The organism is Arsukibacterium sp. (assembly GCF_036735525.1).
GTDB lineage: Bacteria > Pseudomonadota > Gammaproteobacteria > Enterobacterales > Alteromonadaceae > Alishewanella.
The window spans coordinates 13,270-33,899 of the sequence record NZ_DAINOE010000027.1; the positions used below are offsets into that span (position 1 = coordinate 13,270).

16 protein-coding genes, 1 pseudogene and 1 riboswitch are annotated in these 20,630 nt (G+C 49.4%); of the genes and pseudogenes, 8 read left to right on the forward strand and 9 right to left on the reverse strand.

The window, feature by feature from the left end; all coding sequences use genetic code 11:
* Positions 1-315 (reverse strand): annotated as a pseudogene (locus V7D78_RS07255) (DUF2982 domain-containing protein); the annotation flags it as partial.
* A gap of 218 nt (positions 316-533) precedes the next feature.
* Between V7D78_RS07255 and V7D78_RS07260 the strand changes: the two are divergent.
* Positions 534-1,589: an efflux RND transporter periplasmic adaptor subunit gene (locus tag V7D78_RS07260; protein ID WP_333607778.1), complete on the forward strand. Its 1,056-nt coding sequence runs from the start codon at positions 534-536 to the stop codon at positions 1,587-1,589.
* A 2-nt stretch (positions 1,590-1,591) separates the two neighbouring features.
* The gene (locus V7D78_RS07265; protein WP_333607779.1) at positions 1,592-4,717 is read left to right on the forward strand and encodes an efflux RND transporter permease subunit; all 3,126 of its coding nucleotides are present in this window, start codon (positions 1,592-1,594) and stop codon (positions 4,715-4,717) included.
* Position 4,718: 1 nt separating this feature from the next.
* Here the strand turns inward: V7D78_RS07265 and V7D78_RS07270 are convergent, their stop codons facing one another.
* Together V7D78_RS07270 and V7D78_RS07275 are read right to left on the reverse strand one after the other, a co-directional pair.
* Positions 4,719-5,441 carry an SDR family NAD(P)-dependent oxidoreductase gene (locus tag V7D78_RS07270; RefSeq protein ID WP_333607780.1) on the reverse strand — a complete coding sequence of 241 codons (723 nt, stop codon included), beginning with the start codon at positions 5,439-5,441 and terminating at the stop codon, positions 4,719-4,721.
* Positions 5,431-6,408, reverse strand: coding sequence for an NAD(P)/FAD-dependent oxidoreductase (locus V7D78_RS07275; RefSeq protein ID WP_333607781.1), 978 nt, complete (start codon positions 6,406-6,408; stop codon positions 5,431-5,433). The genes V7D78_RS07270 and V7D78_RS07275 overlap by 11 nt, the downstream gene beginning before the upstream one ends.
* Positions 6,409-6,498: 90 nt before the next feature.
* Here V7D78_RS07275 and msrA point away from each other — a divergent pair, with 90 nt between their 5' ends.
* A complete protein-coding gene (gene msrA, locus V7D78_RS07280) occupies positions 6,499-7,032 on the forward strand; it encodes a peptide-methionine (S)-S-oxide reductase MsrA (protein WP_442886512.1) in 534 nt (177 codons plus the stop codon).
* 39 nt (positions 7,033-7,071) lie between these two features.
* Here msrA and V7D78_RS07285 read toward each other — a convergent pair whose 3' ends face one another.
* Together V7D78_RS07285 and V7D78_RS07290 are read right to left on the reverse strand one after the other, a co-directional pair.
* Entirely contained in the window at positions 7,072-8,868 is a 1,797-nt protein-coding gene (locus V7D78_RS07285; protein WP_333607782.1) for a TonB-dependent receptor domain-containing protein, read from the reverse strand.
* Between the two features lie 40 nt (positions 8,869-8,908).
* A riboswitch (cobalamin riboswitch) is annotated at positions 8,909-9,095 on the reverse strand.
* Between the two features lie 80 nt (positions 9,096-9,175).
* Entirely contained in the window at positions 9,176-9,658 is a 483-nt protein-coding gene (locus V7D78_RS07290; RefSeq protein ID WP_333607783.1) for a YajQ family cyclic di-GMP-binding protein, read from the reverse strand.
* 85 nt (positions 9,659-9,743) lie between these two features.
* On the opposite strand from V7D78_RS07290, the gene V7D78_RS07295 reads away from it, so the two are divergent.
* On the forward strand, positions 9,744-10,106 hold the full coding sequence (locus tag V7D78_RS07295) for a VanZ family protein (protein ID WP_333607784.1): 363 nt from the start codon (positions 9,744-9,746) through the stop codon (positions 10,104-10,106).
* Complete coding sequence (locus tag V7D78_RS07300; RefSeq protein WP_333607785.1) at positions 10,103-11,062, forward strand: ketopantoate reductase family protein; 960 nt, start codon at positions 10,103-10,105, stop codon at positions 11,060-11,062. The genes V7D78_RS07295 and V7D78_RS07300 overlap by 4 nt, the downstream gene beginning before the upstream one ends.
* 27 nt (positions 11,063-11,089) lie before the next feature.
* Here V7D78_RS07300 and thiI read toward each other — a convergent pair whose 3' ends face one another.
* The 3 genes from thiI to pomA all read right to left on the reverse strand — a co-directional run bounded on the left by thiI (position 11,090) and on the right by pomA (position 14,367).
* Positions 11,090-12,547, reverse strand: a complete 1,458-nt coding sequence (thiI, locus tag V7D78_RS07305; RefSeq protein ID WP_333607786.1) for a tRNA uracil 4-sulfurtransferase ThiI — start codon at positions 12,545-12,547, stop codon at positions 11,090-11,092.
* 96 nt (positions 12,548-12,643) lie between these two features.
* On the reverse strand, positions 12,644-13,600 hold the full coding sequence (locus V7D78_RS07310) for a flagellar motor protein MotB (protein WP_333607787.1): 957 nt from the start codon (positions 13,598-13,600) through the stop codon (positions 12,644-12,646).
* Entirely contained in the window at positions 13,597-14,367 is a 771-nt protein-coding gene (gene pomA, locus V7D78_RS07315) for a flagellar motor protein PomA (RefSeq protein ID WP_333607788.1), read from the reverse strand. The genes V7D78_RS07310 and pomA overlap by 4 nt, the downstream gene beginning before the upstream one ends.
* Before the next feature lie 199 nt (positions 14,368-14,566).
* Here pomA and xseB point away from each other — a divergent pair, with 199 nt between their 5' ends.
* Genes xseB through dxs form a run of 3 tightly spaced genes read left to right on the forward strand, consistent with a single transcriptional unit; the run spans position 14,567 to position 17,589 of the window.
* A complete protein-coding gene (gene xseB, locus V7D78_RS07320) occupies positions 14,567-14,809 on the forward strand; it encodes an exodeoxyribonuclease VII small subunit (RefSeq protein ID WP_333607789.1) in 243 nt (80 codons plus the stop codon).
* 1 nt (position 14,810) lies between these two features.
* Positions 14,811-15,698 carry a (2E,6E)-farnesyl diphosphate synthase gene (ispA, locus tag V7D78_RS07325; protein ID WP_333607790.1) on the forward strand — a complete coding sequence of 296 codons (888 nt, stop codon included), beginning with the start codon at positions 14,811-14,813 and terminating at the stop codon, positions 15,696-15,698.
* Between the two features lie 13 nt (positions 15,699-15,711).
* Positions 15,712-17,589, forward strand: coding sequence for a 1-deoxy-D-xylulose-5-phosphate synthase (dxs, locus tag V7D78_RS07330; protein ID WP_333607791.1), 1,878 nt, complete (start codon positions 15,712-15,714; stop codon positions 17,587-17,589).
* Here dxs and V7D78_RS07335 read toward each other — a convergent pair.
* Positions 17,586-20,624: a ligand-binding sensor domain-containing protein gene (locus V7D78_RS07335; protein WP_333607792.1), complete on the reverse strand. Its 3,039-nt coding sequence runs from the start codon at positions 20,622-20,624 to the stop codon at positions 17,586-17,588. The genes dxs and V7D78_RS07335 overlap by 4 nt on opposite strands.
* Positions 20,625-20,630 lie beyond the last annotated feature (6 nt).

Here is a 20,630-nt window from a genome sequence, read left to right on the forward strand (position 1 = left end):
GGCTAAATCTTCGTCACTAAACTGGGGGATGGCACAGTATTGAAAGCTCTGCCAAGGTAAGGTCCAGCTACCATAGCGATGCTGATAATGCACACCGGTATCATCACACACCAAAAAAAAACGTGGCTCAGCCAATTTTGCCCAGGCTGTGAAAATTGCCAGCAAGTTAGCTATATAAAGCAGCGCTATCAGTATGCCTGCACGCTCGACAAACAAAATGGTTATCAACAGCAAGAGCGCAAAGGCGGCCAGACTATATATCAGTAATTTGCCACCGCCAAGGGTGCTGGGTGCAGCAATTTTTATTGGCTCCATAAGTCCTCTTTTACAGCTTAAATTGGGGTTAGCATCTACACTGTTTATACAAGACGATAGCTTGTATCTTTTAGCATATCATCAGATTAAGGCTATTGGATCACTGGCTTTTGCTTGCTGAAACGACCAACGCCGTCAGCACTGCGATAACAGAACATCTGAACCGCAATAAATTACATACAATACAACAGCGATTTTTTTCAATATGCGGAGTTGTTGTGGCGCAAAAACATTCTCGATTAATCTGGGTTATTTTAATAGCTATTGGCTGTTTTGTCGGCTATCTGGCCTGGCAATCTCAAGAGACCGTCAGCGGCGGCCGCGGCCCTGGTCAACCCGTTGCAGTATTAACTGCTTTAGCAAGCTATCAGCCAATGGTCAGAGACGTAAATGCCTTGGGCACTGGCATTGCCAATCATTCTATTCAGTTAACGGCGCCCGCCTCAGATTTTTTAGTTGAACTACATGTCAGTGAAGGCCAATTTGTCGAGCAAGGCCAGATCATTGCCCGCTTAAACGATGTACAACAGCGTGCCCGGGTGGCAGAGCTTGAAGCTGTGCTGGTCGATCAGCGCCGGCAAATGGCGCGTTTAACCAACCTGGCTACCACTCAGGCTACCGCACAATCAATGTTGGACGAACAACAAACCCGCGTCAACACCACATTGGCGCAGCTGGATATTGCCCGCTCACAACTGGCCGACATGACCATCAAGGCACCCTTTAGTGGTTATCTGGGACTGCGCAATGTCAGCCAGGGAGCCTTTATCAACAGTGGTACTGTGCTAACCACGCTGGATGATATGCAAACACTGCGGGTGGAATTCAGTGTGGCTGAGCGTTATCTGGCGGAACTGGCCGTAGGAATGCCAATACAAGTGACCAATGCTGCTTATGGCAATACCGCCTTTGCTGGAAAAGTCAGTGCTATCGATACCAGGCTGGACCCGGTAACCCGCTCAGTTCGGGTACATGGCAGTATCGATAATAGCGATCTGCGTCTGCGCCCTGGCATGCTGTTAAATGTGCAGCTGCAACTGGAAAAGCGCGAAGCCTTGCAAATTTCTGAAAAGGCGCTGGTACCCCAACAAGACCGCCAATATGTGTTTGTGGTTGACGCCGATAACAAAGTAAAGCAGGTATCCGTGCAGCTGGGTCAACGCATTCCGGGTTGGGTTGAAGTCATCTCCGGCTTAAACGTTAATGACGAAGTAGTCATTGAAGGCACCCAAAAAATCCGTGACGGTGCGACTGTCAATAAAGTAGGAGGCTGATTATGTGGTTATCAGATGCCTCGGTGAAACGGCCGGTATTTGCTACCGTCGTTAATTTATTGCTGGTAACTTTTGGTATCGTCTGTTTCAGCATGCTACCACTGCGCGAATACCCGGATATTGATTCGCCTATCGTCAGTATAAATACCGTTTACCCCGGTGCCTCGGCCGAGATTGTTGAATCGAAAATAACCCAGTTACTGGAAGACAGGATCAGCGGTGTCGAGGGCATCAAAAATATCAACTCCAGCAGCCGTAATGGTCGCTCCAGTATTACCATTGAGTTTAATGTAGAGCGCGATATTGATGCGGCAGCCAATGATGTGCGTGAAAGGGTGTCACGGGCGCTGAATAACTTGCCCGATCAAGCGCTGCCACCTGAAGTGTTTAAAGCGAATGCCGATGAAGACACTATTGCTTGGTTTGTGCTGAATAGCGAAAACATGACCAACCTGGAACTGACCGACTACGCCAATCGCTATATTGTTGAGCGTTTTTCAGTGGTGGATGGTGTAGCCCGAATTCAACTGGGTGGCTCGCGCGATTACGCCATGCGGATTTGGCTGGATCGTGATGCCATGGCGGCGCGGGGCGTGACGGTACAAGACATCGAAAGCGTACTTCGCAATGAAAACGTTGAATTGCCGGCAGGTAATATCAAGTCAAATGACCGTGACTTTACTGTACGGGTGGTGCGCACTTACAAAACACAGGAAGATTTTCAGCGTCTGGTGATTAAACGCGGCGCCAATAATTACCTGGTGCGACTTGGCGAAGTGGCTAATGTCATGCTCACCGCTGAAGACGAAGAAAGTGAGTTCCGCGGCGATGGTAAAAACCTGTTGGGTATCGGCATTATCAAGCAATCCAAAGCCAACACCCTGGAAGTGGTTAAAAATGCCCGGGTAGAAATGGAGCGGATAAAGCTCAACCTGCCAGAAGGCACCACTATTGAACCTGGCTATGATTCCTCCTTGTTTATTGCCGAATCCATCAGGGAAGTATACAACACTCTGGCCATCGCCATGTGCATGGTAATCCTGGTTATTTTCTTATTTTTGGGCAACATTCGCGCCACCTTTATTCCGGCCATCACGGTACCCGTCGCATTGATTTCCGCCATTACTGTGCTCTATGCGCTGGATTTTTCCATCAACCTGCTGACATTGCTGGCGCTGGTGCTGGCTATCGGCCTGGTAGTAGATGATTCTATCGTAGTACTGGAAAATATTTACCGGCGTATTGAGCAAGGCGAGGCACCGCTGCTGGCGGCGTATCGCGGTGCCCGTGAAGTCGGTTTCGCTGTTATTGCCACCACCTTGGTATTAATCTCGGTGTTTGTGCCGCTGGTATTTATGCAGGGGCAATTAGGTAAATTATTTACCGAGTTTGCACTGGCCGTGGCCGCCGCCGTGGCGTTTTCCAGTGTCGCTGCGCTAACCTTATCGCCGATGCTCTGTAGTAAGCTCCTGACTCATCGCAAACGTCAAAGTAAACTGGGCGTATTATTACATAACGGTTTTAATCGCATAGAGTCTGCTTATCAACGTCAGTTACAAGTAGTATGCGCCACCCGTTGGCCGGTAATTATTGTAGTGCTGCTGTGCTTTGCCGCCAGCGTAATGCTGGTGAAATTACTGCCCTCAGAGCTAGCTCCTTCCGAAGATCGGGGGACTTTCTTTGTGATGATGAGCCCGGCCGAAGGCGCCAGTTATGCCAGTAACAGCCGCAATATGTCGCTGATCGAAGATATTCTGATGCCCTATTATCATGAGGGCGAATTAAACCGCTTACTGATCCGGGTACCCGGCTGGGGTAACAATGGTGGTGTGGCTATTGTTGGCTCAGAAAACTGGCATAACGGTAAGCGCCGCACCCAGGAATTAATGACGGAAATCAGCGGCAAAATTAACCAACTACCTGACGTGCGTGCCTTTACCTTTATGCGCAGCGGCCTGGGCGGTGGTGGTGGTGGAAACCGGCCGATTCAGTTTGTTCTGCAGGGTAATACTTATGAAGAACTGGCCCGCTGGCGAGATATAGTGCTGACTAAAGCAGCAGAAAACCCCAACATATTAATGCTGGATCACGATTATAAAGAAACCGTGCCGCAAATTCTGGTTGAGATAGATACCAACCGCTCCAGTGATCTGGGCATTTCTGTAGGTGCTATTGGCCGGGCCTTAGAAGCTATGCTGGGTGGACGCCGGGTCACCACCTTTTTGGATCGGGGCCGTGAGTATGATGTGATCCTCGAAGGTTGGGACGATGATTTCCGTGCTCCGTCTACCATTAATAATGTCTACATCCGCTCAGACAGCACCGGCATACTGATCCCACTGGATAATCTGGTGACCTTACGCGAAGAAGCTACCGCCTCGGCTTTGAATCGCTATAACCGCATGCGCAGCATCACCATCACAGCTGGTCTGGCACCAGGTTTCAGTCTGGGTGAAGCGTTAGAGTATCTGGAAAACATTGTACGCACTGAGATCCAAGACACCGTCGGCATCGATTACAAAGGTGAATCATTGCTATTCCAGGAAAGTGGTCAATCAACGGCATTGGTGTTTATTCTGGCTCTGCTGATTACCTACCTGGTGTTAGCGGCACAGTTTGAAAGCTTTATTCACCCGCTGGTCATTATGATAACAGTGCCGCTGGGGCTGGTGGGTGCCTTATCCGGCTTGTATTTCAGTGGTATGACGCTGAATATTTACAGCCAGATTGGCTTAGTCATGTTAATTGGACTGGTGGCAAAAAACGGCATTCTGATTGTGGAGTTTGCTAATCAGCTGCGCGATGCCGGCATTGCTTTTGAAGAGTCGGTTAAACAAGCGGCATCACAGCGCTTAAGGCCGATTATGATGACCGCCTTTACCACCGGCATGAGCAGCCTGCCACTGGTACTAGCCAGTGGTCCGGGTTCAGAAAGCCGGATGGTAATAGGTATGGTGATTATGTCTGGTGTGGCACTGGCTACACTACTGACACTCTATGTCGTGCCGGTGACCTACATAGCGCTGGCCAGAAATACCGGCTCACCTAAATCGCTTAGCCGCAAACTGCAGCAGCTGGAGCTAGCCTCACCGCATGAACATGCGGCCGATGAAGTCAAACCGCTTTAAGTTAAAATGGCAGTGTGCTGCCATCCCAATTCAGCAGCTGACCGGTTTGTGCCGGGTTCAGCTGCTGTAATACCGCCGCTAAACGCTGTGCAGTCTGTTGTGGGCTTTGTAACTGAGTACTGGGTACATTTGCTTGAAATGGTTCAGACAAAGCGCTGTCAGTGGTGCCCGGATGCAAACTGACCATTACTGCCGTTTTATTTCTGCGCCCCAATTCAATAGCGGCGGTTTTTACTAACATATTTAATGCGGCTTTTGCCATGCGATAGCTATACCAACCTCCTAACTGGTTATCACTGATGCTACCCACCTTGGCACTTAGCAAAGCAATCTTTATGCCCGGTTGCTTCATGAGTAGTGGCATCAAACACTGCAGGTAGATGGCGGGGGTAATCAGGTTAATCTGCAGGCTTATTTCCAGTTGCGCCTGTTGTAACTGAGCAATGGCTTTCTCTGGGAAAGCCCCCTCACCATGTAACCAGCCATGACAGCCAATGACACCGGTTAAAGGCACGGCACCGATGTGTTGTAACAAGCGGCTGATCACCTCTGGCTCAAGCTCAGGCTGTTGATACCAGGTTAATTCATCTGCTATTAGTTCAGAAGGCTGCGCCTGACGACTGATAGCACTGATTTTTGCACCATGAGCCAGGTAATGCTGAATTAAGCCCTGAGCTATAGCACCTGAGGCGCCTAAAATAAGCCAGTGTTGCTTAGTATGCATGTTGTAAAACCCTCCTTGCTGCTTCACGGCCACTTAAAAAGGCGTTTTCAACACGGCCACCCAGCGTCCAGTCACCACATACCAGTAATGCCTGCTCTGGATCGTGCAATAAGCCAGGTAAACTTACGCTCTTATCTTGCTGGGCATATAACCAGCGATGACAACTAGCTGTGGCCAGCTGCACAGGCCTATCCAGTATTCGCGCCAGCAAGCTGGTAGCCAAGTCAGCCAACTGCGCTGGGGGGGTGTCCAGATGTTGCCGGCTAAAATCAGGGGTAAAGTGCAACAGCCAACTCTCGGTATTTAAGCGGCCGGGTTTACTGTTTTGCCGGGCCAGCCAGCTTAATGGCACAGCTCCATCTTTCACAAAAATACCACCAGCCGTATGGCCAGAAGGCGCAACCAATTGCAGGTTTACCGCCCAGCACGGCTGTAAAATACCTGGTTCAATCTGATCTGCCAGTAACGATTTTCCCTCAAGCAACACTTTGGCTTGAGCCGCAGGCAGCGCCAGCACCAGGTAGTCAAAAGCACCAAAGATCTCGCCCTGCGCTGATTGCAACTGCCAGCCTTGATGGTATTGCAGCGAAGTGATCTGACTACCTAACTGCAGGCTGACAGGTGCCAGCCAGGCTTTAAGCGGTGCATGCATGGAGGGCACCCCAATATAACGACATTGCTGATCCGACGAGCGCAGCAATTGCCCGCCTTGGTAGCGGTAAATAGCACCGGACCAGGGCTCCAGCACACCAGCCCGCTGCCATTGCGCGACCTGGGCAATAAAATCAGCATGGCGGGCGGTAAAATATTGCGCACCCAAATCCAGGTAACCCTGCTGTTTTTTACTGCTCATACGGCCACCGGCACTTCGGCCTTTATCAAACAGCTGCACCGCTACGCCCTGCTGCTGGAGATACACGGCACACGCCGCACCGGACATACCAGCCCCTATCACTGCTACTTTCAAGGTCACTCCTGATTTCTTAATACTGTCACTCATCTGTATGCTATGTTGTTACGTTATACTGCAAATAGACGATCAACCTGAGGATTAACGATGACCATGCAAACTGCGACCTTTGGCGCCGGCTGTTTCTGGTGCCTGGAAGCGGCAATGAATCAACTTAGCGCGGTACAGCAGGCGCTAAGCGGTTATATGGGGGGCCATACTGCCAACCCTGACTACCAGAGTATCTGTACTGGCCGCACCGGCCATGCAGAAGTAGTGCAACTGCAATTTGATGATGCCGCCATCAGTTATGAGCAGTTATGTTTAATTTTTTTCAGCTTGCACGACCCAACGCAGCTTAATCGTCAGGGCAATGATATTGGTACTCAGTATCGTTCGGTGATTTTTTATCATAATGACCTACAACAGCAGCAAGCAACGGCGATTATCCGGCAGTTAAGCGCAGAGCAGCTTTACCCAGCGCCTATTGTCACTGAAGTCAGCCCTGCTGCAAGGTTTTTTGTAGCTGAAGACTATCATCAGGGCTACTTTTTACAGCACCCACAGCAGGGTTACTGTCAGGTATTAATTGCACCAAAGCTGGCGAAATTCCGCCAGCTTTACCAGTCACTACTTAAATAACGGGCTATTTAACAGCAGCGCCAGCCTGCGGCTATAACTTTAACCCGCTGGAACATAGTGCAAGCGCAGCGCCAGATTGGCGCCCGCTGTGGCATAACCAATACTGGTTTGATACTGTTTATCGGTGAGATTATCCAGTTTCAGGCTGATATTAAGTGTTGGTCTGAGCTGATATTGTGCGCCCAGCCCCCACAAGGTAAAACCGCCTAAACGTGGATAATTTGCCCCGGCATTCCAGTCAAAGCCCTGAAAAGTACTGCTTTGATAATCAGCAGTGACAAATACTGACCAGTCAGCCAATTGATAAGCACTGCGCCAATTAACGCTATGTTTTGGCCGGCGCACTAAATCCTCACCGCTTTGACGGTTCTCAGTGTTAAGGTAGCTATAAGCCAGTTGCTGACTCAGCGCCTGATACTGCCAGCCAAGGCTTAATTCAGCGCCTTGAATACTAGCCAATTGCACATTTTCGGCCACTTCGCCGACCTGTATCAGGTTAGTAATGTCACGCTGAAATACCGCCAATTGCAGATCTGTAGCGTTCCGCTGATACCGCAGCGCCAGCTCGTCACTGATCGATTGCTGCGGCTTGAGCGCCGGGTTACCAAATTGCGGCCAATACAACTCGTTAAAAGACGGGACTTTAAAAGCGCTGCCGCGGCTGGCCCGCACTAACCAATGCTGATTCAACTGATAGCCCAGTGCCAGCTGCCAGGTATTTTGTGCATGATAGTCGGTAATAGTGTCATGCCTTCCTGCCAACTCAATTAACCACTGCTGCAGTTGCACACTGGCACCGGCAAACAGCGCTCTGTTAATGCGGCTGTCTTGCTGATACTGCGGATCGGCTTTAGCCACCTGCTCCTGATACCAGTTCACCCCGCCCAGTAATGTCAGACCAGGCAGCCAGTCTGCGGTCAGCTGGTAAGTAGCTTCATCGCGCGCCGTGTGAAACGGGCTGCGACTGCCACCGCCAAAGGGGCTGTCCACATCCAGATTGCGGCTTATTGTCAGTTGCTGGTTCAGTTTGTCATGTTGTTGCTGCCAACTTAACTGATGCTGCCTTAGCAAGGTATCGGACTGATCTTGTTGTCCAAAGGCCGTATCAAACTGGTACACACCTGAATTGACATCGGTTTGCCAACGCCACAGGCCAACATCAGACTGATATTCGGCTGCCAGCTTTAAGTAACGCTGCCGGTAACCGTCCCGATCCGGATCTAAATCAGGGCGCACATCAAAGCCATCAGCACGGCTGGCACCGGCATGCACTGACCAGCGCAGTGGCCCGCTATTAGCACTAAAGGCAGCATCCAGTTCAGCCTGGCCATAGCTGCCAATAGTCGCTAACAGTTCCAGTTGTTGTGGCCGGCGGGTTGTAATGGCAATAACACCGGCAATTGCATCAGAGCCATACCAGGCGGCCCGGGGGCCGCGAATAATTTCTATGCGCTCAATACTGTGCACTGGGATCATCGATAAGGACTTTAGCCCCAGCGTTGCTGAGCCAGTGCGCACACCATCCACCAGCACTAAGGTGTGGCCGGTTTCACCGCCCCGCACAAAAAGACCACTATTCTGACCGCGGCCACCGTCGCGCGACACATTAACCCCGGCTAACTGGTTCAGTAACGCCGGTAAATCGGTAACCTGCCGTGCCAGAATATCTGCCCGTGTCAGTACCTCAATACTGGCCAGAGCGGTATTTAATTGTTGTTGATGACGATTGGCATACACGCTGATCACTTCAGCGGGTTCAACGGCCTGCACACTAGATTCAACGGACAGCACAGCAGGAGTCGCGCCAACAGCGGCAGCAACAAAGTGAAATAACATTAACAGCTCCTTGCAATGTGCCCACCGCACATTGGATTTGGGTTAGTGAGATTTTCAGGCAGGTCTCCGGGCTGATAACGTGCTCAGGGAGCGAGACAGCCCCTTCCCATCTAATGACAGTGGCTTTTGCTGTGTTATCGTTATTTACCGTTGCGGGGGCAGCTTTGGTTTTACACCAAATTCCCTTTTAACCTGCTGTGGCAGGCACCTGAAAAAAAGCGGCATCTGAGATGCCGCTTGTAGTGTACTTGATTTTACATTGAAGTCAATGGCCATCTAGATGGCTTTTATTGATAAAGCATCATAGTTAGTCGCGAAAGTTTGTAAACTGAAAGGCTTGTTCAAGTTCACTGCCACGGATCAGGGCAATGGCTTCCTGTAAATCATCGCGTTTCTTACCGGTTACCCGCACTTGATCGCCCTGAATGGCTGCCTGCACTTTAAGTTTGTTATCTTTAATCAGTTTCACCAACTTCTTTGCCATGTCCTGCTCAATACCCTGCAACAAGCTTAAACTCTGACTGTAGGTTTTACCTGAGTGGACCACATCACCTTCTTTAAATGAGCGCACATCAAGGCCGCGTTTAACCGCTTTTGCCAGAAAGATTTCCAGCATTTGCTGTAATTGAAATTCCGCCTCAGCTTTCATGGTGATCACTTTTTCTTTCAGGCTGTACTCGGCATTCACGCCACGAAAATCAAAACGGGTTTGCAATTCGCGGTTGGCATTGTCTACTGCATTTAATACTTCCTGCTGATCTACTTCAGATACGATGTCAAATGAAGGCATGATGTTCTCCTGCTGAAAAGTCTATGCTGGTGATTATAACCAGAAAACTGTTACAATCCGAGCATCATTTGCCGGAGGCTTAGTTGTGTCACAGCGTTTTTATCGTTGGCTTTGTTTGCTATTTTTCGCTATTGCTACCTTTAGCTTTCTGGCAGAGATAAGTGGCCACCGTATCGGATTAAATATCAGCCATCTTGATAAACTGGCGCATTTTGGCATTTTTGCTGTGTTGGCCTGGCTTACCTGGAAAGGCTTCAGACCGCCATTTTACTGGGCTGTTGCCATACTCAGCCTCTACGGCGGTTTAATTGAACTGGCACAACACTACTTTACCCGCCGTCAGGGTGATGTGTGGGATTGGCTGGCCGACATTGCCGGTGTTTTGGCTTTTTATCTGGCCCGCAAATTATGGCATTTGTGGCGGCCGCGCCGCTCGGCTAAAACGTGAATGAGCTTGTGCCCTTAACTATTGTTGGCCAGGGCGCTATTGGCCTGCTGGCCGCTTGTCAGTTGCAACGCCAGCGACTGCCTGTGCAGCTTTGGCTACGCCATAATGAATCAAATCTTCGCCAAACTGGCAAGCTAAGCGTCGACTTTACCGATCTTTCCGGCCAAAGCACATCTCATATTTACACCTCAGTTAACGCATCGGTTTTCACCACAGCGCCAGCAACGCCGCTCATTACCCGGATTGTTATCCCGGTAAAAGCCTATGCCGTGCTGCCATGTCTGGCAGAGCTGCAACCATATCTGAGTTCTCAGGCGCAATTGATCATCAGCCATAATGGTATGCCAGAGCTGGAGGCCTACCAGCAACAGCTAAAAGCTGAGCAAGCTTTATGGTTTTTATCGACCACGCAGGCCGCGTTACGAAGTGCGTCGGGCGTACAACATACCGGCATCGGGCAAAGCACTCTGGCCGCCATTAACCCTACTGCGCGAAAGCAGAGCGCCAGTCAGCAGCAGGCATTGCTGCAACAATTAACTTTAGCCTTGGGGCCAGTCACATTAACTGCGGATATCCTGCCGGTGCTTTGGCAAAAGCTTGCCATCAATGCCGTAATAAATCCTATTACTGCCTTGCATCGTTGTCGCAATGGTGAGCTGGCGGCACCTGAACTGGCGCCACTGATAAGCGCTTTATTGCGGGAAGTCTGCCTGGTCGCCGCAGCAGAGGGCATGGACCTGACCTATGCGAGCAACCTGAGTCGTGTCTACCAGGTAATCGAAGCCACTAAAGCCAATAAATCGTCCATGCTGCAAGATATTGAGCATGGACGACCGACTGAGATTAACGCTATCACCGGCTATTTATTGCGCTGTGCCGCCCGCCATAAATTGACGCTGCCGCATAACGAAAGGCTGCTGGCACAGGTTCAGCAGTTGGCACAAGGCCAGAGCTAACCCCCGGGTTTTAGACGCTTTTGTAAACTAAGATGTCGGACGATACACGGCGACATTCTTAAAGCCCTGCTCCTGTAACACTACTGCCTGTAAGCGGCTCATCACCCCCCTGTCGCAGTAGCAGTAATACTGTTTCGTCTGATCCAAACTGGCAAACTGTGATGAGAGTCGGAAAAAGGGCATTTCCACTACCTGATGATTATGCAGCTGCAATGGCGATAATTCGGTTTCTTCCGGGGCGCGGATATCCAGTACTATGGCATCAACCGGCAGCACCTCTTCTATAGCTACTGCTGTGATCTGCTGCTCAGCCTGATACTCGACAGTGCGGATATCCAACACCTTCGCCTGACTGATAGCCTGCTGCAGTAAATCCATATTGAAAAAAATTTCACTATGCTCAACTTCTGACAACACCGCATTAACGGTAGGGCTTTTTGAAATAACGCCACAATATTCCGGCATGCTACGAGCAAGCTGCTCAACTCCAATCTGCCGCGCTAAATCAATAATTTCCTGCTTATCCTGATAAATAAGCGGCCGCAGCATTAAGCTATCTGCCGCTTGATCAATCACAGCTAAATTCGTGATGGTTTGGCTGGCGACCTGGCCAATACTCTCGCCGGTGACGATGGCTTTAATCCCCAAACTCTGAGCAACACGGCTGGCAGCCCTTACCATCATCCGTTTTAATACAACACCCATCAGGCCATTGTCGATTTTTTGTAGAATCTCATTTACCACAGGTGCAAAATCGACGCTGACAAATTTCACCCGGTGCGACAGGCTGTATTTTTGCCAGATTAAAAACGCCATCTCACGCACGCCCGCTTCGTGCGCAGGACCGCCTAAATTAAAAAACAGGTAGTGGGTGCGTAAACCTTTACGGATCATCAAATAGCTGGCTACGGCCGAATCATAGCCACCGGAAATCAGCGACAACACATCAGACTGAGACGGCAACGGAAATCCGCCCATGCCATTGAAATGCTCAGTCATCATCAGCAATTTATCTTGTTTAATTTCCAGCCGGATGGTCAGCTGAGGTTGTTTTAGCTGCACTTTAGCACTGGCCACTTGCTGGTTTAACCCACCGCCAATATAGCGCTCGGCATCCAGCGAACTAAAGCTGTGGGTGCCTTGGCGGCGAACCCGCACACTAAAGGTTTTACCTGGCAATTGCGATTGATATACCGCCTGAACCTGCTGGAAGATATCGTGCAAGTCAGTAAACTGGCTGGATTGCATTTCAGAAAAGCTGACGATACCTGGGATGCAGCTTAACCGTTCAATTAATGTCTGGCGCAACTCAGGCTTAGCACTTCTGACCGTCAGGTGATCAAAGAGGTTTTCTACCTGAACTTGTTCATCGGTCTGGCCCAAAATCGTTTTAAGATTACGCTCCAGTAATAAGGTCTGGCGCTTGCGCACCGACTTACTTTTGATGGAGATTTCCGGGTGAAGTTTAATAATAAATTCAAGCATGAGCAGCGCCGCCAAAAAAACTGGCGCGCATTATAGCCTAAGCGCTTTGCAATGCCTAATCAGCATGCAAAACGCCTTATTACAGCAAGTCTGGCGTTAAAGGCCAGACTGCTCCAGACTGACAGGCTCGGCTTCTTTGGCGCGACCTTGCATAATAGAAATCTCTACTCGCCGGTTACGACGCCGGTTAAGCTCACTGTCATTAATAACCAGAGGCCGGGTTTCGGCATGGCCCACAACCTGGAGTCGGCGCCGATCAAAAGCCGGGGCTCTGAGCATTTCTGTTGCCACTGACACGGCCCGCTTAGCTGATAAATCCCAGTTATTATGATGGAGTTCATCCGAAATCTGTATATCGTCAGTGTGGCCACTAACAGTGATTTCTCCTGGTACGTCATTTAGCAAGGTGCCGATTTGCACAATAACCGGTTTGAACCTGGGTTGTAAAAACGACGAGCCCGATGGGAAAGAGCCGTTTTCACGAATACGAATAATAATTTGCTGGCCCAACGACTCCAACTCAATAGCGCCATCGATGATTTCTTTTTCCAGTTGCTCAGCCAGTTTTTTTACCATCTCATTAACCTGCTCTTGCATCTCTTCTGCTGCCGCTTCTGCTGCGGCTTCGGCTTCCGATTGCTCGTCATCGGTTAATGAAGTCTGTCCGCCGGTTTGATCTTCACGTTGCTCCTGACGACCACCGGCTGAGTCTTCATCACCAGCCTGAAATTCAATAACTTGCTGAGTAATTTCCATGGTCTGCTGTTGCAGGGTTTCAATCGGCGTCGGATCGGGCCGGCCAGGGCGGAATTCCAAGGCAATAACACTGGTACCTTTGGGAATATCTTCCACTTCAATCTTATTTTGCACACCAAAGGCAAACTTCATAGAGCCGGCAATCTGCTTAAATTTCAGCACATCCATTTCGGAAAACGCCAGTAACAATACAAAAAAGCACATTAGCAGCGCCATCAGATCGGCAAAGGTACCCATGTATTGTGGTAGCCCTGGGGGCGGGCATTTACACTCTTCTTCTTCGGTCCGATCGCTCATGCCGCTTCTCCTGCGACCTCACGCTTATTCTGCGCCAGATAATTACGCAAAATACCTTCAATGACTTTCGGGTTCTGACCATCCTGAATACCGAGGATGGCATCAAGAATTAACTGATTATTCAACTTTTCCTGCTGATTACGAATGGCCAGCTTGTCAGCCAGCGGTATGGCAATCACGTTGGCAATAAAAGCACCATATAAAGTGGTCAGCAAAGCCACCGCCATCGCCGGGCCTATGGCCTTGGGGTCATCCATGTTAGATAACATCGCCACCAAACCGATGAGCGTACCTATCATACCCATGGCCGGGGCGACGTCGCCCAAACTTCTAAAAATGGCGATACCCTGTTCATGACGCTTTTCGGTCAGGCTAATATCTTTTAATAAGGTCGCTCGCACCACATCAGCATCATGACCATCAACCAGCATGTTGACGCCTTTTTGCATAAAGTTATTGGGAATTTCCGCTTCTTCTAACGCCAAAAAACCGCCTTTACGTGCGGCATCACCTAACTGCACTGCTTTTTCGATTAACTCTTCAGGCTGTTCAATTTTAAACATAAAAGCTTTAACGGCGACCTTACCTGCTCCCAAAAACTGTCCCAAGGTAAATTTAGAGACCACTACAAAAATAGATCCCCCTACCACAATCAGTAAAGATACCGTATCGGCAAACATCCCTGGATCACCGGCACTGCCTATAAACATGGCCATGACGATAAAACCGATAGCCCCTAACATGCCAATTAGCGTTGCTAAATCCACTCTGTTACTCCTTTACTGATCCACTGCCACAGCTGTGCATTATTATTTTATCTTAGCCGTTTATAGGTTATCGACCTAAGTTAGCAATCATTAAGCACTAAATCGAACAATTTTGCTAATATAGCCGTTCACTTCAGCTTTAGCATTGACCATAATAGCCTGCTAGGATAAGGTTGCGCACAATTTTTTGGGGAATAGCATGAGTAAAAAGAAAGCCGACCTCAGCCAGTTTGAACAGGCGATGTCTGAACTGGAGCAGATAGTGCAGCAGCTGGAACAAGGAGAGTTATCCCTGGATGCCTCCCTTAGCCAGTTTGAACGGGGCATCAGCCTGGTTAAACAAAGCCAGCAGCAGCTGCAGGACGCTGAGCAAAAAGTACAGATTTTGCTACAACATCAACAACAAAGTATTTTGCAACCTTTTGAGCCTGCCGGAGAATAAGGTGTCTTTAGCCAGTCTGAGCGGCTATCAGCAACGGGTTGAGCTGCAGTTATCTTTAATGTTATCCCAACAAACAGTGGCAGAACCTCAACTGGCACAAGCCATGCGGTACAGTCTGTTATTGGGTGGGAAAAGAGTACGGCCGTTTTTGGTTTATGCCTGTGGTACTATGCTGGGCGCAAGCTTAGCCGATTTAGATGGCCCCGCTACGGCCATTGAAGCCTTACACAGTTATTCACTTATTCATGATGACTTACCGGCCATGGATAATGACGATTTGCGCCGCGGTCAACCGACTTGCCATATAGCCTTTGACGAGGCTACGGCCATATTGGCTGGAGATGCTTTGCAAGCATTAGCCTTCGAAAGTTTGAGCCAGCATCCGTATCAGCAGACCGATAGTCAGAGCGTTGTCCGCATGGTGCAGTTACTGGCAAGGGCAGCAGGGGCCGCAGGTATGTGCGGCGGCCAGGCGATAGATCTGGCTCAAACCAATAAAGCTACCACCCTGGCTATACTTGAGCAAATGCATCAGCTTAAAACTGGCGCCCTAATTGAGTGTGCAGTACAACTGGCCTATTATTGCAGTCCGGTACGTAATGAAATAGTGTTGGTCGATTTGTGTGACTTTGCCAGATGTCTTGGACTGGCGTTTCAGGTACAGGATGATATTTTAGACATCGAAAGTGATACGCAAACACTTGGTAAACCACAAGGCTCCGATCAAAAAGCTAATAAAGCCACTTACCCGGCTTTACTTGGGTTGGAAGGCGCCCGACAACGCGCTGTTGATTTATATCAGCAAGCATTAGCAGCATTAAAGCTTTTACCATACAACACGACAGAATTAGCAGAATTTGCGCATTTTATAATCGCACGTAAGTTTTAACATAGGCATCATTATGGCGTTTGACATTAAGGACTATCCACTGCTGGCTCAAGCCAATCTGCCGGCACAGTTACGTCAATTACCCCAGGAACAATTACCGCAATTATGTGATGAATTACGGCAGTTCCTGCTTAAAACGGTGAGCCAGAGCAGCGGGCATTTTGCATCAGGCCTGGGCACGGTTGAGCTGACCGTAGCGCTGCATTATGTCTACAACACCCCTTACGATCGGCTGATCTGGGATGTTGGCCATCAGGCCTACCCGCACAAAATCCTCACCGGCCGCCGTGACAAGATGCACACTATTCGCCAAAAAGATGGCTTACACCCTTTTCCTTATCGTGAAGAAAGCGAATATGACACCCTGAGCGTAGGTCACTCCAGTACCTCTATCAGTGCAGCCTTGGGTATGGCGATTGCCGCCCGCCAGGCCAAACTGAACCGCAAAGTCGTCGCAGTGATTGGCGATGGTGCTATTACCGCCGGTATGGCATTTGAAGCACTGAATCATGCCGGTGAAGTGCGGCCTGATATGCTGGTGATCCTGAACGATAATGAAATGTCGATCTCCGAAAATGTCGGCGCGTTAAACCAATATTTTGCCCGTATTTTATCCGGTAGCTTTTACACCAGCTTGCGTGAGGGCGGCAAAAAAATCTTAAGTGGCGTGCCGCCGCTGCAACAATTAGCCAGCCGAGCTGAAGAGCATTTTAAAGGCATGGTCACACCAGGCACTTTTTTTGAAGAGCTTGGCTTTAATTATATTGGCCCCATCGATGGCCATGATGTGCTGACGCTGGCCGATACCATTCGTAATATGCGCCAGTTAAAAGGGCCACAGTTACTGCACATTGTTACTAAAAAAGGCAAAGGCTATGCGCCGGCCGAGGCAGATCCTATTGGTTATCATGCAGTCAATCAATTTGACCCTGATGCCAGCACACCGCCAGTAAAAAAAGCCGGTTTGCCAAGCTTTTCTAATATCTTTGGCCAATGGATTTGCGACATGGCGGAGCAGGATGAACGCTTGCAGGCTATTACCCCGGCGATGCGTGAAGGCTCAGATTTAGTAGCCTACTCCAAGCGTTTCCCCAAGCGTTATTTTGATGTCGCTATTGCCGAGCAGCATGCCATTACGCTGGCGGCTGGCCTGGCCATTGAGGGCTTAAAGCCGGTAGTGGCCATTTACTCCAGCTTTTTACAACGTGGTTATGATCAACTGATCCACGATGTTGCGCTACAGCAACTTGATGTACTGTTTGCCATTGACCGTGCCGGCATTGTCGGTGCCGATGGCCCTACGCATCAAGGCGCTTTTGACATCAGCTTTTTACGCTGTATACCCAATATGGTGCTGATGGTGCCTTCCAATGAAAACGAATGCAGGCAAATGCTCTATACCGGCTATCAGCACCAGGGGGTGGCCGCCGTACGCTATCCCAGGGGTAGTGGCAATGGTATTACTGTAGAGCCACAAATGCAGTTGCTGCCGCTGGGTAAAGCCAAGGTGATTCGCAGTGGCAAACAGCTGGCGATACTTGCCTTTGGACCACTGCTCAGTGCCTGTCAGGCAGTTGCCGAAGAGCTGGATGCCACACTAGTGGATATGCGCTTTGTTAAACCGTTGGATCATCAGCTACTGGTGCAACTGGCAGCTGAGCACACTCAGTTTGTTACCGTAGAAGACAATGCCATTATGGGCGGTGCAGGCTCTGCCGTGAATGAGTTTGTGCTACAACAGCAATTGCCGGTGCAAGTGCTTAATTTAGGCCTGCCAGATAGTTTTATTAAACATGGTAGTCAGCAGCAGCTTTATGCCGAATTAGGGCTGGACGAAGCGGGTATTCGTCATCAAGTAAGCCGTTTTGCAAGGGTGCAGGTAGCCGATTAAAGGTTGCCTTCTTCAAGCTGATAATACCAGACTATACCGTCATCCAGACTTTTGGCCACTTGCTGATCCAGTGTGGCTAAATCTTCAAACTCAAATGCATCCTGATTGAGTGCGAAGTTTAGTGTTGCTACTGCATCTTTGCCATTGGCTTTGATATGTTGTAGCGCCAACTCGGCCAAACGCAATGACACCTCCCAACCTATCAACTGCCCCCCTACCAGCTCTAACGGGAAAATAGCATAGCCAACAGAGCAGGTTACCGACACGGTTTCGCCTTTGGCCACATTAAAATAGGTATTGCGGATCTGCTCACACAATTTATAGCTAAACTGTTGCACCAGCTCCAACTGAATATCCCTGAGCACCAGCACAAACACATCACCGGCATAGCGCACTACATAATCAGAACCACGGGTTTCCCGGATCAGTAACCCGCTGATCTGCTGGATCACCCTGTCACCGGCACTATTACCAAACTGATCATTGACCAGCTTAAAGTTATCCAAATCTAGCTGGATAAGCACTATGCATTTCCCCTGCGCCTGCAAGGATTCACGGTTTCGTTGAAAGTGCTCCACATCCTTGGGCAATTGCTCAAACAAAAAGCGCCGGTTACGCAAACCGGTTAAGCTGTCAGTATCGGTCAGCTGACTTAGCTTATCGTTTAAATCATTCAACTGAATGTTAGAGTTTTCCAGTTCCTGAGTACGCTGGCGAACCAATCGCTCCAGTTCCAGTTGTTTGTATAATGTATTACGACGCACCAGCCACATCACACCATACAAGCAGCAAAGCAACAGCAATAGCCATAACATGCGGTACAACAAGGTTTCATCAAAACGCTGAGGCACCACAAGCGTCAATTCAGCCATATTTGCCTGCGCCCATTGCTCATTACCCAGCTTAGCCTGCAGCTGAAATTGATATGAACCCGCCGGCACATTTGTGTATATAGCTTCACGCCGCTCTGTGGTTTGGTGCCATTCCTGCTCAAAACCCAATAACCTGTAGCGAAAACGGATTGCTTCCGGACGGGCAAACTCTAAGGCTGAATAATGAATACTGATATTGCGTTCATACTGCTCTAACACAATGCGTTGCTGCTGAGGCATTAAAATATAGGGCTGGTTAGCCATTAGCGATTTTAACAACACGGCGGGCGCGTCGTCAGATTTGTGGGACAGTTTTGCTGGCAGAGCTATCAAGCCCCTTAGCGTTGGAAACCAGTATTCATCCTGCCATAACACTGCTTTAGCATGCCCAGCCCCATTACAACAACGACTGACACCACTACCTAGTTGCCGATCGTAGGGCGATAACAACTCATCCATAACAAAGTCGGCTTGGTTGTCTGCCAAAGGCAACGCTAACCGAAATACCCCTTTGTTGGTACTGACCCATAACATCTGGCTCTGTGCATGGTAACTCAAACTCACCGCAGGGCCATGCGGCATGCCGTTAGACGTATCAAATTGCCACCATTGCTGCTGTTGGCGGATAAAGATACCATCATCAATAGTACTGACAATCAGCGTATCATCCTCCAGCTGCAGTAAGGCCAGGACATAGCTGTTGTATAAGGGGGTACCGACGCCAAGCCGGTTAAGGCGCTGATTCGCATATTGATAAACACCACGGGTGGTTCCAAAGGTCAGCTGCTGCGGTTGCCATTGCAGTGCAGTAATATGCCGGGATTCTAATTCATCATTAAAAGGCAGTAACTGCAAAGACTGGCCATCAGTGACATAAAGTCCGCGTACTGTACCAAGCCATACCTCACCGGCCTGTCCCGGTTGCACTACCCGCACACTCATGCCTTGCAACTCAGGAAAAGGCGTGCTCAGCGTATCTGAAGCCAGCTGATATTGCACTAAACCTCGCTCCAGGCCCAGCCATAAACGTTGGTTATCCAACCAGTGCATATCATGCACGGTTTGTGCACCTAACTGCCTGGCAGTTAACCAGTGCTGGTAATGTCCTTGTTGGTCCATTACCCCCAGAGCAGACTGCGTGGCCATCAACAATTTATTATCTGGTGTCAGCGCCAGACTGCGTACAACAGGATCAGTACCCTCCGGGCTTAGTCGCCTGACATGACCTTTAGCGGCGCGATAAACACCGTCACTATGACTCGCCAGCCAGATATTGTTATCTTTATCCTGAAATATATCGCTAAACCAGGGTGAACTGCCAAGCTCGGTCGCGGTAATAGTTTGCCAGTCACCCGAAACTTGCCGGTGATATAACTTACGGTAGGCCGAAATCCAATGGTGTTTATCATCCGCCACCAAAATATTATAAACCGGGACATTGTCGCCATCTGGCAAGGTACAGGTTTTAATCTCACCAGCGGCTGTCAGATGGTAGTAGCCACTTTCGCTGGCAATATGCAGACCGTGCTCACTCCAACTCAAATCATAAATAGGTGTACGGGATAACTCTGATGGCAGTGGATAAGCCGTTAACGTACCCTCCGCATCCAACTTGTACAGTTGTTCCGCACTACTGACCCAAATATCCTCTCCAACCCGCTTTAACTGGCTGACCTGGGTTTTAATATCCTCAATCCGGCTTATACGGCCCTGACGAATTCGGAATAAATGGTCGGCAGCAACCCAGATCTCATCCGGGCTGATTTCAATAATAGAAGTGACTTCAGAAAGAATAGAAAAACGTTCGAATTTAAGGGTTAACGGATCCAAACCTGATAGGCCGGCTTTAGTACCAATCCACAGATAACCTGAGCTGTCGTGTAGTAATTTTGTGATGGCGTTACTTGCCAGATGGCGTTGATTGTCGGTGGTAAAATGCTCAAATTCCAGGCCATCAAAGCGGTTTAAGCCCCACAGGGTACCCAACCAGATGTAACCTAATTTATCTTGGCTGATGGCCCTGACCGAGTTGCTCGACAAGCCCTGGGCGCTGGTCCAATGTTTCATGGCAAAATCATAACTGGGTTCGGCCACTGCTACGCTACTGCCTACCCAGCACAGCAACCACAGTCGTAGCAACATTTTGCCCCAGCTTTGCTTCATGCGCAT

What these genes read in the sequence shown, in the direction of transcription:
- V7D78_RS07290 (WP_333607783.1), bottom strand. Translation starts at nt 9,658, where the DNA reads ATGCCTTCATTTGACATCGTATCTGAAGTAGATCAGCAGGAAGTATTA.
- msrA (WP_442886512.1), top strand. Translation starts at nt 6,499, where the DNA reads ATGACCATGCAAACTGCGACCTTTGGCGCCGGCTGTTTCTGGTGCCTG.
- thiI (WP_333607786.1), bottom strand. Translation starts at nt 12,547, where the DNA reads ATGCTTGAATTTATTATTAAACTTCACCCGGAAATCTCCATCAAAAGT.
- V7D78_RS07270 (WP_333607780.1), bottom strand. Translation starts at nt 5,441, where the DNA reads ATGCATACTAAGCAACACTGGCTTATTTTAGGCGCCTCAGGTGCTATA.
- V7D78_RS07310 (WP_333607787.1), bottom strand. Translation starts at nt 13,600, where the DNA reads ATGAGCGATCGGACCGAAGAAGAAGAGTGTAAATGCCCGCCCCCAGGG.
- xseB (WP_333607789.1), top strand. Translation starts at nt 14,567, where the DNA reads ATGAGTAAAAAGAAAGCCGACCTCAGCCAGTTTGAACAGGCGATGTCT.
- V7D78_RS07285 (WP_333607782.1), bottom strand. Translation starts at nt 8,868, where the DNA reads ATGTTATTTCACTTTGTTGCTGCCGCTGTTGGCGCGACTCCTGCTGTG.
- dxs (WP_333607791.1), top strand. Translation starts at nt 15,712, where the DNA reads ATGGCGTTTGACATTAAGGACTATCCACTGCTGGCTCAAGCCAATCTG.
- V7D78_RS07335 (WP_333607792.1), bottom strand. Translation starts at nt 20,624, where the DNA reads ATGAAGCAAAGCTGGGGCAAAATGTTGCTACGACTGTGGTTGCTGTGC.
- V7D78_RS07265 (WP_333607779.1), top strand. Translation starts at nt 1,592, where the DNA reads ATGTGGTTATCAGATGCCTCGGTGAAACGGCCGGTATTTGCTACCGTC.